The following is a 17,508-nucleotide window of genomic DNA, read 5'->3' as shown; positions in this document are numbered from 1 at the left end:
GATGGAACCTCTTTCAACCATCGACCATCACCTATCAACGGCCCGGAGGGGGCTGTGATCCGGCGGACGCATCCGGCCCTGAGCGTGTGGGCATGGGTGGTGTATGCGTTCCTGTACCTGCCGATCATCGTGCTGGTCGTGTTCTCGTTCAACGATTCTCGCTTCGGGGCGACATGGACGGGCTTTACCACCAGGTGGTACCCGGCGCTGTTCGCGCGGTCCGACGTGCGGGAGGCGCTGGCGCACACGCTTGAGATCGCCCTGGTCAGCACGCTGGTCAGCACGGTGCTGGGCACGCTGGTGGGCCTGGGCCTGTGGCGGTACACGCTGCGGTTGCGCACAGCCCTGACCGGCCTGCTGGTCCTACCGATCGTGATTCCGGACGTGGTGATGGGCGTGAGCCTGCTGATGTTCTACTCGTTCGTGCGTTCCGGTCTGGAACGCCTGGGCTGGACTTTCGACAACGGCTTCTGGACGGTCCTGCTGGCGCACGTGACTTTCCAGATCAGTTACGTGTCCCTGACGGTCCGCTCGCGGCTGGCCGGGTACGGCCCAGAACTGGAGGAGGCCGCGCGGGACCTGGGTGCCACCGGCCTGCGGTCATTCACGCACGTGGTCCTGCCGCTGGCCCTGCCGGGCGTGCTGGCGGGCGCGCTGCTGGCGTTCACGCTGTCCCTGGACGATTTCGTGGTCACGTACTTCACGAGCGGGTCGGGATTCAGCACCCTGCCGGTCCTGATCTACACGAACGTGAAACGCGGCGTCACGCCGGATATCAACGCCCTGAGCGCGCTACTCGTGCTCGTCACGGTGGTCGCCATCGTCGCCTCGAACGCCCTGCTGCGCCCCCGGAGGCAGGCATGAAGCGCGCGGCCCTGTTGCCCGCGTTGCTACTGCCCGCCCTGCTGAGCGGCTGCTACCGCGTGCAGAAACCGGCCGCCGCCGCGCCCGACGCACACGTCACGCGCGGCGACGGCAAGACGCTGCGCGTGTTCATCTGGTCCGAATACATCGACCCGGATCTCGTAAAGACCTTCGAAAAGCAAAGTGGCGTGCGCGTCGTGCTGGACACCTTCGAGAGTAACGAGGCCATGCTGGCCAAATTACAGGGCGGCGGCGCGCAGTACGACATTGCCGTGCCCAGCAACTACGTGGTGCAGACCATGGTCCGCGCCGGACTGCTGCAACCCCTCGACAGGAGCGCCCTGCCGAACCTGAAGAACATCGCGCCCGGCTTCCTGAACGCCGCCTACGACCCCGGCAACCGCTACTCCGTGCCGTACCAGTACGCCGCGACCGGACTGGCCTTCAACCGGGAGCGTTACGTGCCGCAGGACACCTGGGCCGAGATCTTCGGTCCCGGCGACCGCACATTCGTCCTGCTCGACGACCCGCGCGAGGTGATCGGCGCGGCCCTCAAGTACCTGGGATTCAGCGCCAACACGGCCGACCTGGGCGAACTGAAACAGGCGCGCGACCTGCTGCGACGCGTGGTCGCCAAGCGAGGCTTCCAGGGATTCGACGGCGGCCCCGGCACCCGCAACAAACTCCTGGCCCGGCAGATCGACCTCGGCCAGATCTACGTAGGCGACCTGCTGATCGCCACCGAGGAAGACGACAACGTGCAGGTCATCCTGCCCCGCCAGGGCACCACCATCAGCATGGATACCCTGGTGGTTCTCAGGCGCAGCCCCAACCCGGAGCTCGCCCACCGCTTCATCAACTACCTGCTCGACGCGCACAACGGCGCGCAACTCAGCAACTACACCTACTACGCCACGCCCAACGCCGCCGCGCAGCCCCTGCTGGACGACTTCCTGAAGGACATTCCGGCCCTGAACCCGCCCGCCGAGTGGCTCGAGGACGGCCGCCTGGACTTCATAGACGAGCTGCCTCCGGGCCGCCCGCAACGCGTGTACGACCGCATCTGGACGGAACTCAAGAGCCGCTGAGCCACCCCCACCTGACTACTGCGAGCAAGCCGCTCCCGCTGAACGTGGGGGCGCTTTGCTACCGGCCGGGTGTCGTAGGGATGTTGCGATATGGAGCGGATCTCGTATGAGCGCCTTTCACGTCCACTCATATCCGCGACCGGAGTCGGGGTCCTTCCGGCAGGACGCGTGGGGTTACTCGTCGGTGCTGAGGACCGCCAGGAACGCTTCCTGCGGCACTTCGACCGTGCCGAACTGTTTCATACGGGCGCGGCCTTTCTTCTGCTTGTTCAGCAGTTTCTTCTTGCGGGAAATGTCGCCCCCGTAGCACTTGGCCAGCACGTCCTTGCGGAAGGCCTTCACGGTGGCGCGCGCGATGATCTTCGCGCCGATCACGGCCTGCACGGGCACCGGGAACATCTGGCGGGGGATGACTTCGGCCATCTTGTCCACGATCTTGCGGCCCAGGCTGTACGTCTTGGTTTCGTGCACGATCACGGCCAGCGCGTCGATGATCTCGTTGTTCACCATGATATCGACCTTTCGCAGGTCGCCTTCGCGGTAGCCGAGCTGTTCGTAATCCATGCTGGCGTACCCGCGCGAGATGCTCTTGAGGCGGTCGTGGAAGTCGTACAGGATCTCCGCGAACGGCACCTCATAGAGCAGCTCCACGCGCTTGCCGACGTAGTTCATGGTGATCATGGACCCACGGCGTTCCTGCAGGAGCTGCATGACCGGCCCGACGTGTTCCTCGGGCAGCATGATGCTGAGCTTGATGTACGGCTCCTCGACGAGTTCAATGCGGTCGCGGGTGGGGAACTCAGCCGGGTTCTGCGTTTCGAAAATGTCACCGTTCGTGAGGGTCACGCGGTAGACCACGGCGGGCGCCGTGGCGATCAGGTCGAGGTCGTACTCGCGTTCCAGGCGCTCCTGGATGATCTCGGCGTGCAGCAGGCCCAGGAACCCGCAACGGAACCCGAAACCCAGCGCCTCACTGGTCTCGGGTTCAAATGAGAACGCCGCGTCGTTCAGTTTCAGTTTCTCAAGCGCGTCGCGCAGCTTGCGGTAGTCCTCGGTATCGGTCGGGTAGAGGCCCGAGAACACCACGGGCTGCGCGGGCTTGAAGCCGGGGAACGCCTCGGGCGTCTGCCGCTCACGGCCGGTCAGGGTGTCGCCCACCTGCGCGTCCGCGATGTCCTTGATCCCGGCGGCCACCCAGCCGACCGAGCCTGCCGGCAGCGAGTCGCCCACGACCAGGCCGGGGCTGAAGGTGCCGACCTTATCCACCTCGAAGTTCTTCCCGGCGTTCATCAGGCGAATCTGATCCTTGGGGGTCAGGGTGCCTTCCAGCACGCGCACGAACAGAATCACGCCCTGGTACGCGTCGAAGAACGAGTCGAAGATCAGGGCCTTGAGCGGCCCATCAGGATCGCCGCTGGGCGGAGGAATGCGGTCCACGATGGCTTCGAGAATCTCGGTGATACCGATCCCCGACTTGCCGGACGCGAACACGGCTTGCTCGGCGGGAATGCCGATCACCTCTTCGAGTTCCTGCGCCGCGCCTTCCGGATCAGCGGCCGGCAGGTCAATCTTGTTGATGACCGGCACGATCTCCAGGTTGCTGTCGATGGCGAGGTACGCGTTTACGATGGTCTGCGCCTCGACGCCCTGCGAGGCGTCCACCAGCAGCAACACGCCCTCGCAGGCCGCCAGGGACCGTGACACCTCGTAATTGAAATCCACGTGGCCGGGCGTGTCGATCAGATTGAAGGTGTACGTCTCGCCGCCCGAGCCGTCTGCCTGCGCCGGACGGGTGTACTCGAGGCGGACGGGGGTGGATTTGATGGTAATGCCGCGCTCGCGTTCAAGTTCGAGCGTATCGAGCGTCTGGTCGCGTTTGTCCCGCTCGGTCATCGCGCCCAGACGCTCCATGATGCGGTCCGCGAGGGTCGATTTCCCGTGGTCCACATGGGCGATAATGGAGAAGTTCCTGACGTTCACACAGAGCAGTCTAGTGCATTTAAGCCTGACGCGCCGTCCCGGAAATCCAGCGCCATGACCCAGAAAACCCCACCCTGTCTGCCGCGCGCCGGGCCTGTCAGGCTCCAGAGTGCACGGCACCTACCAGACGGTGACCTGGCATGGACCTCTCATAGGCAATCGGTGAGCGGCGCCTTAGGGGAGATGGGGGCAGAGTTGGTACGGCGTCATGGCTGTCGGCCGAGACCCATGGCGGCTGACGGCGTGACGCCTGCTACTTCCTCATTCTGAGAGAGGTATCCCGGTCGCTCGCCATTCACTCAGACTGCGGTTGATTCGGTGCATTTCTGATCGAGTTCCAACGGATGCGACTGGGAACAACAGCCTGGTGACTCGCCAGGACCTCGATTAATGCGGTCGCTGAATGGGCGCACATGGAGGCCCGCATGTTGGTCATGGTGGCTGATCCCGACTACCACGCGCAGGCCCTGCACGAACGTCTGGTCTTCAGCGCCACCCAGATGCAACTGCTCTTCCAAAAACGCCCCCCGGCGCCCTGTCGGTCTGCGGGCAGGCTCAGCCCAGGTCACCGGGCAGGGCGTCGTCGGACTGCGCGGCGCCAAACAGGGAGTGAGAGGACCGGGCCGCTTCGCTCAGCAGTGCGCGGATGGGCGCAAATGTGCGGCGGTGTACGTCGGTCACGCCGTGTTCGTGCAGCGCGGCGCGGTGGGCGGGCGCGCCGTATCCCTTGTGCCCGGCAAAACCGTAGCCGGGGTGCCGGGTGTCCAGTTCCAGCATCACGCGGTCGCGTTCGGTCTTGGCGAGCAGGCTGGCCGCCGCGACCGAGTAACTCAGGGCGTCTGCCCGGGCCGGGGCGCTGATAGGCACGCCCACGCGTAACTTCAGGTAATCCGTGACCAGCGCCTGCGGGGCCGGGTCCAGCCGCGCCAGGGCGCGGTGAGCGGCGGCGTGCGTGGCACCCAGGATGTTCAGGCGGTCGATCTCGTCGGGCCACGCGTGCTCGACCGCCCAGGCAAGCGCGACCTCACGCACCACCTGCGCGAAAGCCTCGCGTTGCGCGGCGCTCAACTGCTTGCTGTCCCGGAACGGGTACTCGGCGGCCGAGCCGGGCAGAATCACGGCCGCCACCGTGACCGGCCCGGCCCATGCGCCCCGCCCGGCCTCGTCCACGCCCGCCACGCGGAAGTACCCGCGCCGCCAGTGCTCACGCTCGAACGACCAGTCGGGAGTCACGCTCGGGGAGGCAGTCATGCCCGGAACGCTAGCGCACCGGCCCCATCCGGCACCACTCCCGTCAGCACTCCCGGTGTGCATGGACGCCATGAACAGTCGCCGGGCGCGGAATGTGCGACTCTAGGCGGCGTGACGAGCAGGCCCAAGCAGAAGATCAGACTCAACCGGCCCTCCGGGGCCGCCTCTCCTCCCATCGGTGCTGGCCCGGGGAGGTCCACCGCGCCCGACCAGGCCGCGCCCGACCAGGCCGCGCCCCTCAAGCCCGCGCCGTACTCGGATGTGCGGCGCGCGCGTCTGCCCGAGAAACTCGACCGTCTGACCGTGCTGACCAAACCCGGCGTGCGCGGCTTTCCCGACGTGGACGCCGCGCAGGCGCTGCTGGCCCAGACCATGCGCCGCGACCGCGTGCGCGGCGACGTGCTGGACCTGAGCGCCATGGGCGGTCTGATCGGCGCACTCGACAGCGTGAACTTGCGCGCCGTGGAAGGTAGCGCCGCCGCCCTGACGGTCCTGCGGGCCGCCGGACTGGACGCCCACGCGGCCATTCCCGGCGACCGCCTGCCAGAGCGCTGGTCCGACCGTGCCCGCACCGTGTGCGTCGTGCTGGCCGGCGACCGTGGCAACGCCTACGCCGAGGCCCAGGTCGCCTGGGCGCACGCCTGCACGCCGCCCGGCGGGACGCTGTACATCGCCGGGGACCGCGACAAGGGATTTGACCGCTACGTGCGCGCCGCCGGGAAGGCCTTCGGGTCCGGGGAAACCATCGCCCGCGACGGCGGGATGCGCGTGGCGAAACTGGTACGCCGCCCTGGCCCCACGCCCCCGCAGCCCGCCCCCGAAACCTTCGAGGCGTTCGGCGTGAGCGTCGTTGGACTGCCTGGCGTGTTCAGCGCCGGAAAGCCCGACAAGGCCACCACCCTGATGCTGGGCGCGCTGGACACCCTGGAGCTTGCGGGGCTGGACGTGCTCGACCTGGGCTGCGGGACCGGCATCATCGGCGCGTGGGCGGCGCGGCGCGGCGCAAACGTCACCCTGGTCGACGGCGACCTTCAGAGCGTCCGCAGCGCGCAGGCGACCCTGGCAGCGTCCGGCGTGACCGGCGAGGCCATCCACTCGGACGTGGACGCCGCGCTGGGTGAGCGCACCTTCGACGTGATCCTGACCAACCCCCCCTTCCACGTGGGCCGGGGGGTGGTCCTCGACGTGGCCCGCGAGTTCATCGCGGCCGCCGCGCGCCGCCTGCGTCCCGGGGGCACGGTGCACCTCGTGGCGAACGAGCCGCTGCCGTACGAGGCCGACCTGGGCGTGATCGGGCCGGTCCGCGAGACGCTCCGTGAAGGCGGCTTCAAGGTCCTCTCGGTCACGCGCTCCTGAAACCTGAGCAGCTGCGCGTCAGCAGGGCGGTCGCTGGCCCCGGCGCCGGAACTTTTCTGGCGGGCCACACGTACCGGGCCTGATGGACCCAAGCGGGTTTACCCGGCTCGACCTAGCCCAACTCCGTTCACTCCGGCCCCCGGCACCGAGCGCCCCCCGGTTGCGCCCGGTCCACCCCGAAACGGCACGCTGCGGCGCAGGAAGCGTTTGCTAGACTGACGCGTTCTGGTGTCCGGCAGACGGACGGAACAGCCTCCCGCAAGCCCCTTGCCCGCCTGCTCTGCCGCTGGCCGTCCCGTGATTAGTCCTTCCGCTCGCCGCGTCGCCGTACCCACCCCGTTCCACCCGATCCTTTTCAATGAGAAGCGCCCAAGCCCGCAGGAGGCCGCATGGCAGATTCGCCCACCGTCCGCACCCGTAAGAAAGTCGAAACGCCCACCGACGGCGCCGCGCCCGCTCCCAAACCCGCACGCCCACGCGCCCGCGTGTCGGCCGACCCTGTTGATGACAGCGCCGGCCCTGCCCCCAAGCCCGCCAAAGGAGCGCCATCCAAAGCGGTGGCTGCCAAGGGAGGGAAGGGAGGGACTGCCAAGGCAGAGGCTGCCAAAACAAAGGCTGGCAAGGGAGGAGCTAAGGCCGCTGCCGTGAAACCCGAGGCGCCCAGCGCCCCTGAACCGGCCGCGCCCAGCGCTGAGGTTCCCGCGCCGAAAGCGGCCCGCGCCGCCGTGAAAACCAAGGCTGTCCCCGCCAACACCGCGCCCGCCGACGCCGGAGCCGCCCCGGCCGAGACGAAGGCCGCCGAAGCAAAACCCAAGGCGCCCGCCAAGCCCCGCGCGGCTGCCAAGCCCAAGAAGACCGACGCGGCGGCCCCCGCCGCTCCGGCCCGCGCGCCCGGCAAGGTCACCTCGCGCGCCGCGAAACCGGCCGCGAAATCCGCTCCGGCTGCTGGTGGCGTCGCCGAGAAACCGTACTACTCGCATGCCAGCATCCAGGAACTCCTGAAGGGCGGGCGCGCCGCCGGGGTGCTGGCCAGTGAGGACATCGCCACCGCGCTGGCCGCCGCCCTGGAAGCCAACGGCCTGGACCCCGAAAGCCCCGACGCCTTCGAGGACATGCAGCTGTACCTGGGATCCATCAACATCGAGGTGCAGGACCTCGACGAGGACGAAGCGGACGCTGAAACGGACGACAGCCCCGTCGCGGCCGCGACCGCCTCGCGCCAGCAGGAAGACGACGAGGAGAAATACTTCGACGACATGCCCCGCGCGGTCAGTAACGACCCCGTGCGCCAGTACCTTCACGAGATCGGCCGCGTCCCCCTGCTGACCCTCGAGGAGGAAATCGCGCTGGCCCGCCGCATCGAGGAGGGAGAGGAAGCCCGCAAGATCCTCGACGAGGACCTGGAACTCGACGACCGGGGCCGCCGCCGCCTGATGCGCCAGATGGAAGACGGCGCCGCCGCCCGCCAGGGGCTGATCGAAGCCAACTTGCGCCTGGTGGTCTCCATCGCCAAGAAGTACACCGGGCGCGGCCTGGGGTTCCTGGACCTGATTCAGGAAGGCAACCAGGGACTGATCCGCGCGGTCGAGAAGTTCGAGTACCGCCGCCGTTACAAGTTCAGCACGTACGCCACGTGGTGGATCCGCCAGGCCATCAACCGCGCCATCGCCGATCAGGCGCGCACCATCCGCATCCCGGTGCACATGGTCGAGACGATCAACAAACTGACCCGCACCGCCCGGCAACTCCAGCAGGAACTGTCGCGCGAGGCGACGTACGAGGAGATCGCCGAGGCGATGGGTCCCGGCTGGGACGCCACCAAGGTCGAGGAAGTGCAGAAGGTCAGCCAGGAACCCGTGTCCCTGGAAACCCCCATCGGGGACGAGAAGGACTCCTTCTACGGCGACTTCATTCCCGACGAGAACCTGGACAGCCCGGTCGAGAACGCCGCCAAAACCCTCCTGAGCGAGGAACTGGAAAAGGCGCTCTCGAAACTCACCGAGCGCGAGGCGATGGTGCTGAAGTTCCGTAAGGGTCTCGTGGACGGCCGCGAGCACACCCTGGAAGAGGTCGGGCAACGCTTCAGCGTGACCCGCGAACGCATCCGTCAGATCGAGAACAAGGCCCTACGCAAACTGAAGTACCACGAGAGCCGCACCCGCAAACTCCGCGACTTCCTGGACTGAAGATCAGCCTCCCAACCCGCCCTGATTCTCCATCAGACCGCCCCGGCCTGGGCAGGCCGGGGCGGTCTGCCGTGCCCGCCCGTCACCGTCCTCCTGCGGACTCGGAGAGCCACGCCGCTCAGCGAGCAGGAGAGAGACGGGTTCGAGGCGTCAAGTCGGCGACCGCCCATTCGCCATGTCGCCGGCGATCCAGCCGGTAGTCCGGATCACTGCTGACTCGGGCGGCAGGTGCGGGAACCGGTGTGCGAAGTGGAGTGCAGGCTCCGTCACTAAAGCCTTCTCTCTGGCCGGGCTGCGCTGGGCCGACCCGCTCGGCATGCAGCCGACATGAAGAACGCTTTCAGGCACGCGCCCGCCACGCGCGGTAGCGTAAGTCATGACCGACGATAAACGCCCCGACGCTACCAGCACCCACGACGGCACCGAGATCCGCAACGTCGACCTTCAGTTCATGGGCAAGACCGACGAGCAGAAGGAACTCGAAGTGGCCGTCGAGACCCAGAGCCGCGCCCCCGGCGAGTTCCAGGAGCGTGGCATGGACAAGCAGGATGTCGCCCTGGCCCAAAGCATGGACGCCAGTGACCCCCCCAGCACCAATATGGGCGACGAGGACTGATTCACGCTGCGATGGGTCGCTTCGCACTGACTGCTGTCCAGATTGAGCGGACTTGACCGTTATTGATGGTATCTGTATGGCTTTCGAGGACGTAAACAGAGGCCCCGCCGACCAGCCCAGGTCGCGGGGCCTTCGCTTGCCCGTTCTACCGATTGTACCGGTTGCCAGGAAGGAGGAATGACGGGAGTAAACCCCTACCTTCCACCGAGCGTATTACACCCGGGGAAAACGGGTGTGGATTCGGGAAACGGGGACTTTCTCAGGGTGCCCGTCACACTTGCGAAGCCGAAGCAGGAGGGCTCGCCTCCGGTTTCCCTCCCTGCTACTGAACAGGCTGTATCGGCCTTTCAACCCCTCGGGCCGGTGTCTGTCTGTTCACCCAGTTCCCGGACTCGGTCGGCGATACGGGGGAGTGCGCCCCCCGGCCCGATGCGGGTCATGCCGTCCAGCGCGGCGCGGGCCTGTACGGGTGGTTGTGCGGCTTGCCTGACTGCCTGTGCCACGGCCTGCGGGTCCGCCTTGACCACGCTCAGGGCGCGCCCCAGCAGCCTGGCCTGCCGCCGCGCGAACCCGGCCGTGAACTGTGGCCCGGCGGTCGGAAAAGCCACGACCGGAACACCCAGGCCCGCCAGTTGCTCGTTCGCCGTTCCGGACGTGCCCACCGCAACGCTCGCTGAGTGCGCCACGGCTCCAAAAGCCCGGCGCGCGATGGTCACGCGCGTATGACCGGCCCTGACTTCCGCCTCGTCCGGGCCTTGCGCCGTGAGCGTCCAGCCGTCCGGGAAGGTCAGGGCGGTCCAGTCGTGTGGCCACGCGACCAGCGCCTGCCAGTCGGGCAGCCGGGCGGCGGCGCGCAGCATCAGCGGCAGGCTCTCCCGGTGATCCTCGCGCGAGCCCGGCAGCAGCGCCAGCACGGGCCGCCCGTCCAGCGGCAGGGGCCGTTCAGGGGCGCCTAGAACGTCCATGGCGAAGCTCCCCGCGAAGGTGGCCCGCACACCCCTCGCCTCGTAGTACCGGGCCGTGGCGGCGTCCCGGACGAACACCGCGTCGGCGCGGCGGGCCAGGGCCAGCTCGTACTCCATCGGGCGGTTCGCGCCCAGCGCGTTCAGTTCCGCCAGCGCACCCCGCACCCCCAGGCCCTCGAGGTACTGAGCGCTCAGCAGCGGTTGAACGTGCACCAGCCGCGCTCCTGCCTGCCGGGCGGCCAGCGTCCCCACCATCAGCGCGTAGGCGTCCCCGACCACCACGACCACCCGCGCCGCCTGGGCGCCCCGGCAGGCGTCCAACCACTGGCCCAGCGAGTCCCGGATCAGTCCGGCCCGCAGGTCCGCGTGCAGGTTCGCGGCGCTCCCGAAGGGAAAGCCCCCGCTCGGCAGGCGCAGCGTACGCCCCACCTTGACCGCCCCGGCGCGGGCATACGCCTGCCCGTCACCCACCAGCGGCGCGTAGCTCAGGTTCATCCGGCCCCTCAGCCGGGCGGCCAGGGCCGCGCCGATCAGGTCCTCGGCCGTGCCGTTCGAGATGAACAGCGCGCCGGGCCGCGCCCCGGAACAGGCAGATTCTGCGTCAATCGTCACGCAGGCCAGAATAGCCGCGCGGCGCCGCGTGGTACGACTGAAGGAATGACCCTCCCCAGCGCCGCTCTGCCCACCCGCTCCCGCCCATGAGTGAATTCGATGAACTGCAGGGCGTGATCCGCCGTCACGCCCAGGCCCGTCAGGCCGAGCAGCGCGCCTGCGAGGCGTTCCTGAACGCCCTGTACCACGCGCTGCGGACCGCCAGCGGCCCCGGCCTGCCGCTGAATAACGTCACGCTGGAATTCACGCCCGACCCGGCCGCCTGCCTGCGCCCCGCCCCGACCGGCAGTTATCACGCCGCGTGGTTGCGCCTGGGCCTGTGCGAGGTAATGGTCCGCGTCCGCCGCGCCAACGGCAGCTTTCAGGGCGAGTATGGCCCCGGCTGCGCCTTCCGGCTGGAACAGACCAACCAGGATAGTCTGCTCACCCTGGCACGCACGCTGCTGCGGGACGTGACGGCCGCGTACGGCGGCGAGCAGGTCACCTCTCACCTCAACTGATACGCATTCCGCTCCATTCCACCACAGTCGGAAAGTCGCCGCCTGCGGCTCCACACCGCGGAGGGGCGTCTGCCCTTCCTACTCGCGTCCGCTCGGGTTAATTCGGAAGTGCGCCAAATCAATCGGAATCCGTACCACCTCAACTGACCGGCCGCTGTGGCCGGTCGCCTGCTGGCATAGCTTGGTCGCCCCTCCGCCGGGTCGGGGCAGGAGGGGCGACGGTGGCCGGGCAGGATCAGGAGGCGCCGGTCAGTGAGGCCTGGCTCAACCGGACTGCGGTTGAACGGTCTATGGACGCCGTTCTACCGGAGTCCGTGTCAGTCGCGGTCGCCGTTTCGCAGGAACGCGGGAATGTCGTAGTCTTTGGGGTCGTACGGCACGCGGTTGCGGTTGGCCGGTTCAAACATGCTGACGCTGCCGGTCCCACCGGCGATGGTGGTCGGGACCTCGTTGAAGCCGGTGGCGATGACCGTGACGCGTACCTCGTCCCCGGCGGCCTCGTCGGGCGTGATGCCGAACAGGATGTCCGGTTCGTCGAACCCGGTCGCCTGACGGATCTTCTCGACGATCTCGTTGGCGTCAGTCATGCTCAGGTCGAAGCTGCCGGTCACGTTCACCAGGATGCGCTGCGCACCCTCGATGCCGCGTTCCAGCAGCGGGCTGTGAATGGCGCTCATCGCGGCTTCCTCGGCCACGTTCTCGCCCCGGCCCGCGCCGATGCCCATCAGGACCGTGCCGCTGCCCGCCAGCAGGTTGCGCACGTCCGCGAAGTCCAGGTTGATCATGCCTTCGACGTTGATCACGTCGCTGATGCCTTTCACGCCGTAGTACAGCACGCGGTCGGCAATCAGGAACGCCTCGCGGAACGAGACTTTCTTGTCCACGGCGGTCAGGAGTTTCTCGTTGTTCACGACGATCATGCCGTCCACGCGAGCGGCGAGTTTACTGATGCCTTCCTCCGCCACCCGCAGGCGCTTGGGCCCCTCGAACTTGAAGGGCCGCGTGACGATGGCGACCGTCAGGATGCCCATCTCGTTGGCGATCTCGGCGACCACGGGGGCGCTCCCGGTCCCGGTGCCACCGCCCATCCCGGCGGTGATGAACAGCATGTCAGTCCCTTCCAGGTACTCCTTGATGCGTTCACGGTCTTCCAGCGCGGCTTTCTCGCCCACTTCGGGGTCTGCCCCGGCGCCCAGCCCGCGGGTCAGTCGATCACCGAGTTGAATGCGGATCTCGGCGTGGCTTTTGGCCAGCACCTGAGCGTCCGTATTCCCGGCGATGAACTCGACTCCTTCGAGTCCCGATTCAATCATGCGGTTGACGGCGTTATTGCCGGCTCCGCCCAAGCCAATCACACGAATTCTGGCCGCTTGCATCAATGCTCTCCTTCCGTGACGATCCGACCCGAGGCGAGTTCGGCCGTTCTGGTGCAGTGTAGTGTAGCGCACGGTATCAGGCGCGCGGCGGGAGCGGACTGCCGCCACCGTCCGAACCTCCCGCCGTTGCCTTTGCCAACAGGTGAGACAGGAACGCGCGGCCCCGGAGTGTTCCGCTGCGCCGCGCGATCGGTGCTGACCCGGATCAGGTCCAGTCCTTGAGCCAGATTTTTACGCGGTCCATGAAACTCAGGCCGGGTTTCTGAGGCTCGGCCGCATTGGCCACCGCTTCGTTCGCATGGCGGCCGGGCGTGGGGGGAACTTCACCCAGCGGCGGTTCCCCGGCCGGGACGGGGCCGGGACGGGCGTCTGCCCGTGGCGTGGGCGTGGGGTCCGCAGCGACGAACACCGACGGCGGCACGCGGCCGTCCTCTCCAATGCCGTACAGCACCAGGCCCACGCTGGCAGCGTCGGCGGGTCCCGCGACGATGTCGGTCAGGCCGCCGATGCCGCGCGGGCGGCCCACCCGCACCGGCAGGCGGAACCGGTCGCGGGCCAGTTCTGGCGTGCCGCGCAGCAGGGACGCCCCGCCGGTCAGGATCACGCCCTGCGCGACCAGTTCCACCGGGCCGAGCGCCTGGTCGATCTCGTCGCGGATCAGGCCGAAGATCTCGGACATGCGCGGCTTGATGATCCGTGACAGTTCGAAGGCCGTCAGGGCGTGCGTGCTGCCGGAGGACGTGGTGATTTCCAGGGTCAGGTCCTTGTCGGCCAGGTCCGGCAGGGCCGCTCCGTAGCGCCGCTTGACGTTCTCGGCTTCCTCGCCGGGAATCTTGAGGATCTGCGACAGGTCGGCCGTGACGTGCTCGCCGCCGATGGGAATGCAGGCGGAATGCACGAGGTTGCCGCGTTTAAACACGGCCACGTCGGTGGTGCCGCCGCCCATGTCGACCACGATCACGGTCTGGTTCTGCTCGGCGGCTTCCAGGGTGGCAAGGCCGCTGGCCAGGGCGTGCAGCGCGAACCCGTCGACCTTCAGACCGGCTTCCTGCACGCAGCGGCGCAGGTTCAGGAGCGGCCCGGCGGTGCCGGCCACGATGTGCACGTCAACTTCCAGTCGCACGCCGTGCATGCCGACTGGACTCTTGATGCCTTCCTGACCGTCCACCACGTATTCCTGCGGGAGGGTGTGAATGATTTCGAGGTTCGGGTCGAGCGGCACGGCGCGGGCATTCTCGATGGCGCGGTCCACGTCGCTCTGCCCGATTTCCTGGTTCCGGCGGATGGCGGCCAGGCCGTGACTGGTGATGGCCTTGGCGTGATTGCCCGCGACGCTCACAAAGACGCTCTCGACCTTGACGCCGCTCACGCGCTCGGCGCTCTGGACGGACTGTTTGATGGCCTGCGTGGCCCGTTCGAGATTCACGACGCTCCCGCGTTTCATGCCCTCGCTGCTCACAGTGCCGGATCCGATGATATCCACCACGCCGTTTGCACCGACTTCACCGATAACGGTCGTGATTTTCGTGGTCCCGATGTCCAGGCCCACAATGATAGTATTGTCTTTCATTCCTGGACGCTCACCCCCCAGGGGTAGATGAAAATATTTTTAGAGGGAAACATGTCTATGCTCCCAGCATACTTCACGAGTGCCTGTGGATCGCCACTCCAGATCGAGCCGGATGGCAATTTCAGGGTCAGGCCGGTCGGCGTGAACACGACCGACTGCACATTGTAACGGGAGAGAGCACTCAGCACCGGCAGAACGTCGCCCAGGCGAGGGGGTCCCCACCCGCTGACGAGCGGCAGCGTCTGCGTGTTCAGCGCGCCGGGCAGCGGCGTCCCGTCCCCGGCGACCGTCAAGACCAACCCGTCCGGCCGCTCGTACCGCGCGCGCGCGACCCGCTCGTTGACGCGAATCCGCACGGTTCCTGGAAAGACCCGCGTGACCGTGGCCGACGCCACCCACGGACTGTCCAGCAGCCCACGCGCCCGCCAAGCACCGTAATACAGCCAGCCAAAGCCCGGCTGTAACCCGGCGAGTTCCAGCACCCGGGCGTCCGTGAGCCGCTCGTTGCCTTCGACCGCCACCGTCTTGACGGGCAGCGCGTACCAGCCGCCCACCGCCGCGCCCGCCAGCAGCGCCGCCCCCAGGACACCGCGCAGGATCCACGCGCGGCGAGACACAACCCGGCGGGGCTGCTCGCCGCCCTCCACGCGGCCGGTTTCTGCCCGCGCACCATCGGCAGAGTCGGACGCCAAGCCTTGCGGCGTGCCGAAGCAAAGGTCCAGCGGCGCGCCGTCCTCGGCCGCAGCCACGCGGCGGTTCCGGGGCTGGCCGTTCACAGTGGAATCGGGTTTCATGTGGTCGGCCCATCCCGGTGCACGTCAGCCTGATGCCGGTCAGCGGCCTGTCGGCCCGGGCTCTGCGCGGCGGGCAGCCGCTCGGGCCACAGTTCGTACTCCAGTTCCATGGGCACCGGCACGCGCTCCCGGATGGTGTCCAGAAGCGCGTGCACGTCGGCGGCCGTCGCGCCACCCAGGTTTACGATGAAATTCGCGTGCTCGGGCGCGATCAGGGCGTTCCCGGCGCGCGTGCCCTTGAGCCCCGCCTCGTCGATCAGTCGCCCGGCACTCACGCCGCCGGGATTCTTGAACGCGCAGCCCGGCGTTTTCATCTTCGGCTGGCCCTTGCGCGCCTGATCCGCGAATTCCATCTTCTCCAGCACGGCTTCCGGGGTGCTGCGCCGCAGCCGCAGCCGCACACGCGACACCACGTGGTTGCGCGGAATTCCGCTGTCCCGGTAACCCCACTGGAGGTCGTCGGGCATGACCTGACGAGTCTCCTGCGGGGTCACGATCTCAATGGTGTGCAGGCCATCGAACATCTCGCCGTAGCGTGTGCCGGCGTTCATCCAGACAGCGCCGCCCACCTGCGCGGGAATCCCGACCGTGCCTTCCAAGTTACTCAGCCCCAGCTTCTGAAGTTGCCTGATCAGGCCGGGCAGGGGCACGCCGCCGCCCACCCAGCCGGTCACGATCTCGTCTTCGGTGCTCAGGTGCGGGTCGGGTTCGAGGTCGCGCTCGGCAAGTGGGCCGCTGAGGCGTATCACGCGCTCCGGCACGCCCTCATCGGCAATCACGAGGTTACTCCCGCCGCCCAGGATGCGGTACGGCTGTTCCATCGCCTCGGCCAGCTGCGCGTGGTCCGACACGAACCACACCTCGGATTCACCGCCCACGCCCAGCGTCGTGAATCGCGCCAGGGGCAACCGCTCCACGCGCGCGCCCGTGCGGCTGACCGGCGCGGCCCTCATGCCGGTTCCCCGGCCAGTTCACGCGAGAGCTTCCACACGTCACCGGCCCCCATCGTCACGATGATGTCACCCGGCGTGGCCGAGGCGCGGAGCACGCGCAGGATCTCACGGGGGTCCGGGAGGTACGTGACGCCCGCGTGGCCGTTTTCCAGCATGCGCCCCGAGATTAGGGTCGCGTGAATGCCCTCGATGGGCGCCTCACTGGCCGCCGCGATGTCCATCAGCAGCACTTCATCGGCGTCCATCAGCGCGTCGGCCAGCCGCGGCCAGGACTGCTGCGTGCGCAGGAAGCGGTGCGGCTGGAACACGATCCGCACGCGCCGACCGGTCTGGCGGGCCGCCTGCACGGCCGCCGCGACCTTCGTGGCGTTGTGCGCGTAATCATCCACGATCAACGCGCCGTTCAGCTCCCCGATCCGCTGCCAGCGCCGCCCCGGCCCCCGGAACGCTCCCAGCGCCGAGGCCGCCCGCGCGAAATCCCCGCCGTGAAGGTGCGTGACCGCCAGCGCCGCCAGCGCGTTCAGCACGTTGTGCGTGCCGGGCAGCCCGACGCGCGCCTCACCCAGCACCTCCCCCCGGAACGACACCGTGAACGACGTGCCGTCCTCGTCGGGTCGGAGGTTCAATGCGCGGTAATCCGCGTCCGGCGCCTGCCCGTAACTCAGGCGTTCCGGCGCGCCCCGCACCAGTTCATCCAGGCCCGGCCAGTCCGCGCACAGCAGCACCCGCCCGGACTGCGCCACGAACCGCGCGAACCCCGCGTGCTGCTCCTCGACCGTCTCCCAGTACGTGGCCTGATTGCCGCCCACATGATCGTCCTCGGCGTTCGTGAACACGGCCGTCGCGCAGCCCAATTCCGCAAAGGCCCGGTCGGACTCGTCTACCTCGGCCACGAACGGCCCGGAGCCCACGCGGGCGTTACTGCCGAACTCCGGCACGATCCCACCCACGAACGCGGACGGGTCCAGCCCCGCGCCCTGCATCGCCACGGCGATCATGCTGGTGGTGGTCGTCTTGCCGTGCGTGCCGATCACGCCCACGCTGGGACCGGCGCGCAGCAGGTCGCCCAGCAGCGTCATGCGCGGCCGCACCTCCACGCCAGCCGTGCGCGCCGCCTGGAGTTCCGGGTGCAGTCTGGGAACCGCTTCTGAAGCGACCAGCACGTCCACCCGCCCGAAGGGTGCGTCCAGCGCGTGCTCCGCGGCGTGCCCGGTCGCCACGGGAATCCCCTCGGCCTGAAGCTGCGCCGTCAGTTCGGTCACGGATTCGTCGCATCCGCTCACGCGGTGCCCGGCCGCCAGGAGCAGCCGCGCGAAGGCGCTCATGCCGATGCCGCCCACACCCATCAGGTGATAGTGCAGCGGAGCGGGCGCAGGCGCAGCCGCGGCCGGACGACC

At 68.2% G+C, this 17,508-nt stretch carries 14 protein-coding genes; 6 read left to right on the top strand and 8 right to left on the bottom strand.

What is annotated here, in order from left to right:
* Positions 1-54: 54 nt before the first annotated feature.
* A complete protein-coding gene (locus QZ271_RS00265; protein WP_291427880.1) occupies positions 55-864 on the top strand; it encodes an ABC transporter permease in 810 nt (269 codons plus the stop codon).
* Positions 861-1,952 carry a spermidine/putrescine ABC transporter substrate-binding protein gene (locus QZ271_RS00260; protein WP_291427878.1) on the top strand — a complete coding sequence of 364 codons (1,092 nt, stop codon included), beginning with the start codon at positions 861-863 and terminating at the stop codon, positions 1,950-1,952. Before QZ271_RS00265 ends, QZ271_RS00260 begins: the two co-directional genes overlap by 4 nt.
* 174 nt (positions 1,953-2,126) lie before the next feature.
* Here QZ271_RS00260 and lepA read toward each other — a convergent pair whose 3' ends face one another.
* Entirely contained in the window at positions 2,127-3,932 is a 1,806-nt protein-coding gene (lepA, locus tag QZ271_RS00255) for a translation elongation factor 4 (RefSeq protein WP_291427876.1), read from the bottom strand.
* Between the two features lie 555 nt (positions 3,933-4,487).
* A complete protein-coding gene (locus QZ271_RS00250) occupies positions 4,488-5,183 on the bottom strand; it encodes a ribonuclease HII (RefSeq protein ID WP_291427875.1) in 696 nt (231 codons plus the stop codon).
* A 111-nt stretch (positions 5,184-5,294) separates the two neighbouring features.
* Here QZ271_RS00250 and QZ271_RS00245 point away from each other — a divergent pair, with 111 nt between their 5' ends.
* From QZ271_RS00245 to QZ271_RS00235, 3 genes are all read left to right on the top strand, one after another.
* Positions 5,295-6,539: a class I SAM-dependent methyltransferase gene (locus tag QZ271_RS00245; RefSeq protein WP_291427874.1), complete on the top strand. Its 1,245-nt coding sequence runs from the start codon at positions 5,295-5,297 to the stop codon at positions 6,537-6,539.
* 389 nt (positions 6,540-6,928) lie between these two features.
* Positions 6,929-8,725: an RNA polymerase sigma factor RpoD gene (gene rpoD, locus QZ271_RS00240; protein WP_291427873.1), complete on the top strand. Its 1,797-nt coding sequence runs from the start codon at positions 6,929-6,931 to the stop codon at positions 8,723-8,725.
* Between the two features lie 376 nt (positions 8,726-9,101).
* Positions 9,102-9,341 (top strand): M-like protein, encoded by a 240-nt coding sequence (locus QZ271_RS00235; RefSeq protein ID WP_291427872.1) that lies wholly within the window; start codon positions 9,102-9,104, stop codon positions 9,339-9,341.
* A 347-nt stretch (positions 9,342-9,688) separates the two neighbouring features.
* Here QZ271_RS00235 and QZ271_RS00230 read toward each other — a convergent pair whose 3' ends face one another.
* Positions 9,689-10,918 (bottom strand): lipid-A-disaccharide synthase-related protein, encoded by a 1,230-nt coding sequence (locus tag QZ271_RS00230; protein WP_291427870.1) that lies wholly within the window; start codon positions 10,916-10,918, stop codon positions 9,689-9,691.
* 86 nt (positions 10,919-11,004) lie between these two features.
* Here QZ271_RS00230 and QZ271_RS00225 point away from each other — a divergent pair, with 86 nt between their 5' ends.
* Positions 11,005-11,418 carry a hypothetical protein gene (locus QZ271_RS00225; RefSeq protein WP_291427868.1) on the top strand — a complete coding sequence of 138 codons (414 nt, stop codon included), beginning with the start codon at positions 11,005-11,007 and terminating at the stop codon, positions 11,416-11,418.
* Positions 11,419-11,735: 317 nt separating this feature from the next.
* On the opposite strand, the gene ftsZ is transcribed toward QZ271_RS00225, so the two are convergent.
* The 5 genes from ftsZ to murC form a co-directional block, all read right to left on the bottom strand.
* Positions 11,736-12,794 (bottom strand): cell division protein FtsZ, encoded by a 1,059-nt coding sequence (gene ftsZ, locus QZ271_RS00220; protein WP_291427866.1) that lies wholly within the window; start codon positions 12,792-12,794, stop codon positions 11,736-11,738.
* 205 nt (positions 12,795-12,999) lie between these two features.
* Positions 13,000-14,364, bottom strand: coding sequence for a cell division protein FtsA (gene ftsA / locus QZ271_RS00215; RefSeq protein WP_291427864.1), 1,365 nt, complete (start codon positions 14,362-14,364; stop codon positions 13,000-13,002).
* Positions 14,361-15,158 (bottom strand): FtsQ-type POTRA domain-containing protein, encoded by a 798-nt coding sequence (locus QZ271_RS00210; RefSeq protein ID WP_291427862.1) that lies wholly within the window; start codon positions 15,156-15,158, stop codon positions 14,361-14,363. The genes ftsA and QZ271_RS00210 overlap by 4 nt, the downstream gene beginning before the upstream one ends.
* Positions 15,155-16,111: a UDP-N-acetylmuramate dehydrogenase gene (locus tag QZ271_RS00205; RefSeq protein WP_291427860.1), complete on the bottom strand. Its 957-nt coding sequence runs from the start codon at positions 16,109-16,111 to the stop codon at positions 15,155-15,157. Before QZ271_RS00205 ends, QZ271_RS00210 begins: the two co-directional genes overlap by 4 nt.
* Complete coding sequence (gene murC / locus QZ271_RS00200) at positions 16,108-17,457, bottom strand: UDP-N-acetylmuramate--L-alanine ligase (protein WP_291428005.1); 1,350 nt, start codon at positions 17,455-17,457, stop codon at positions 16,108-16,110. Before murC ends, QZ271_RS00205 begins: the two co-directional genes overlap by 4 nt.
* Between the last annotated feature and the right edge of the window lie 51 nt (positions 17,458-17,508).

This window comes from Deinococcus sp. (assembly GCF_018260555.1).
Lineage (GTDB): Bacteria > Deinococcota > Deinococci > Deinococcales > Deinococcaceae > Deinococcus.
The sequence above is the reverse complement of the archived record's forward strand: the minus strand, read 5'-3'. Positions and strand labels throughout refer to the sequence as shown.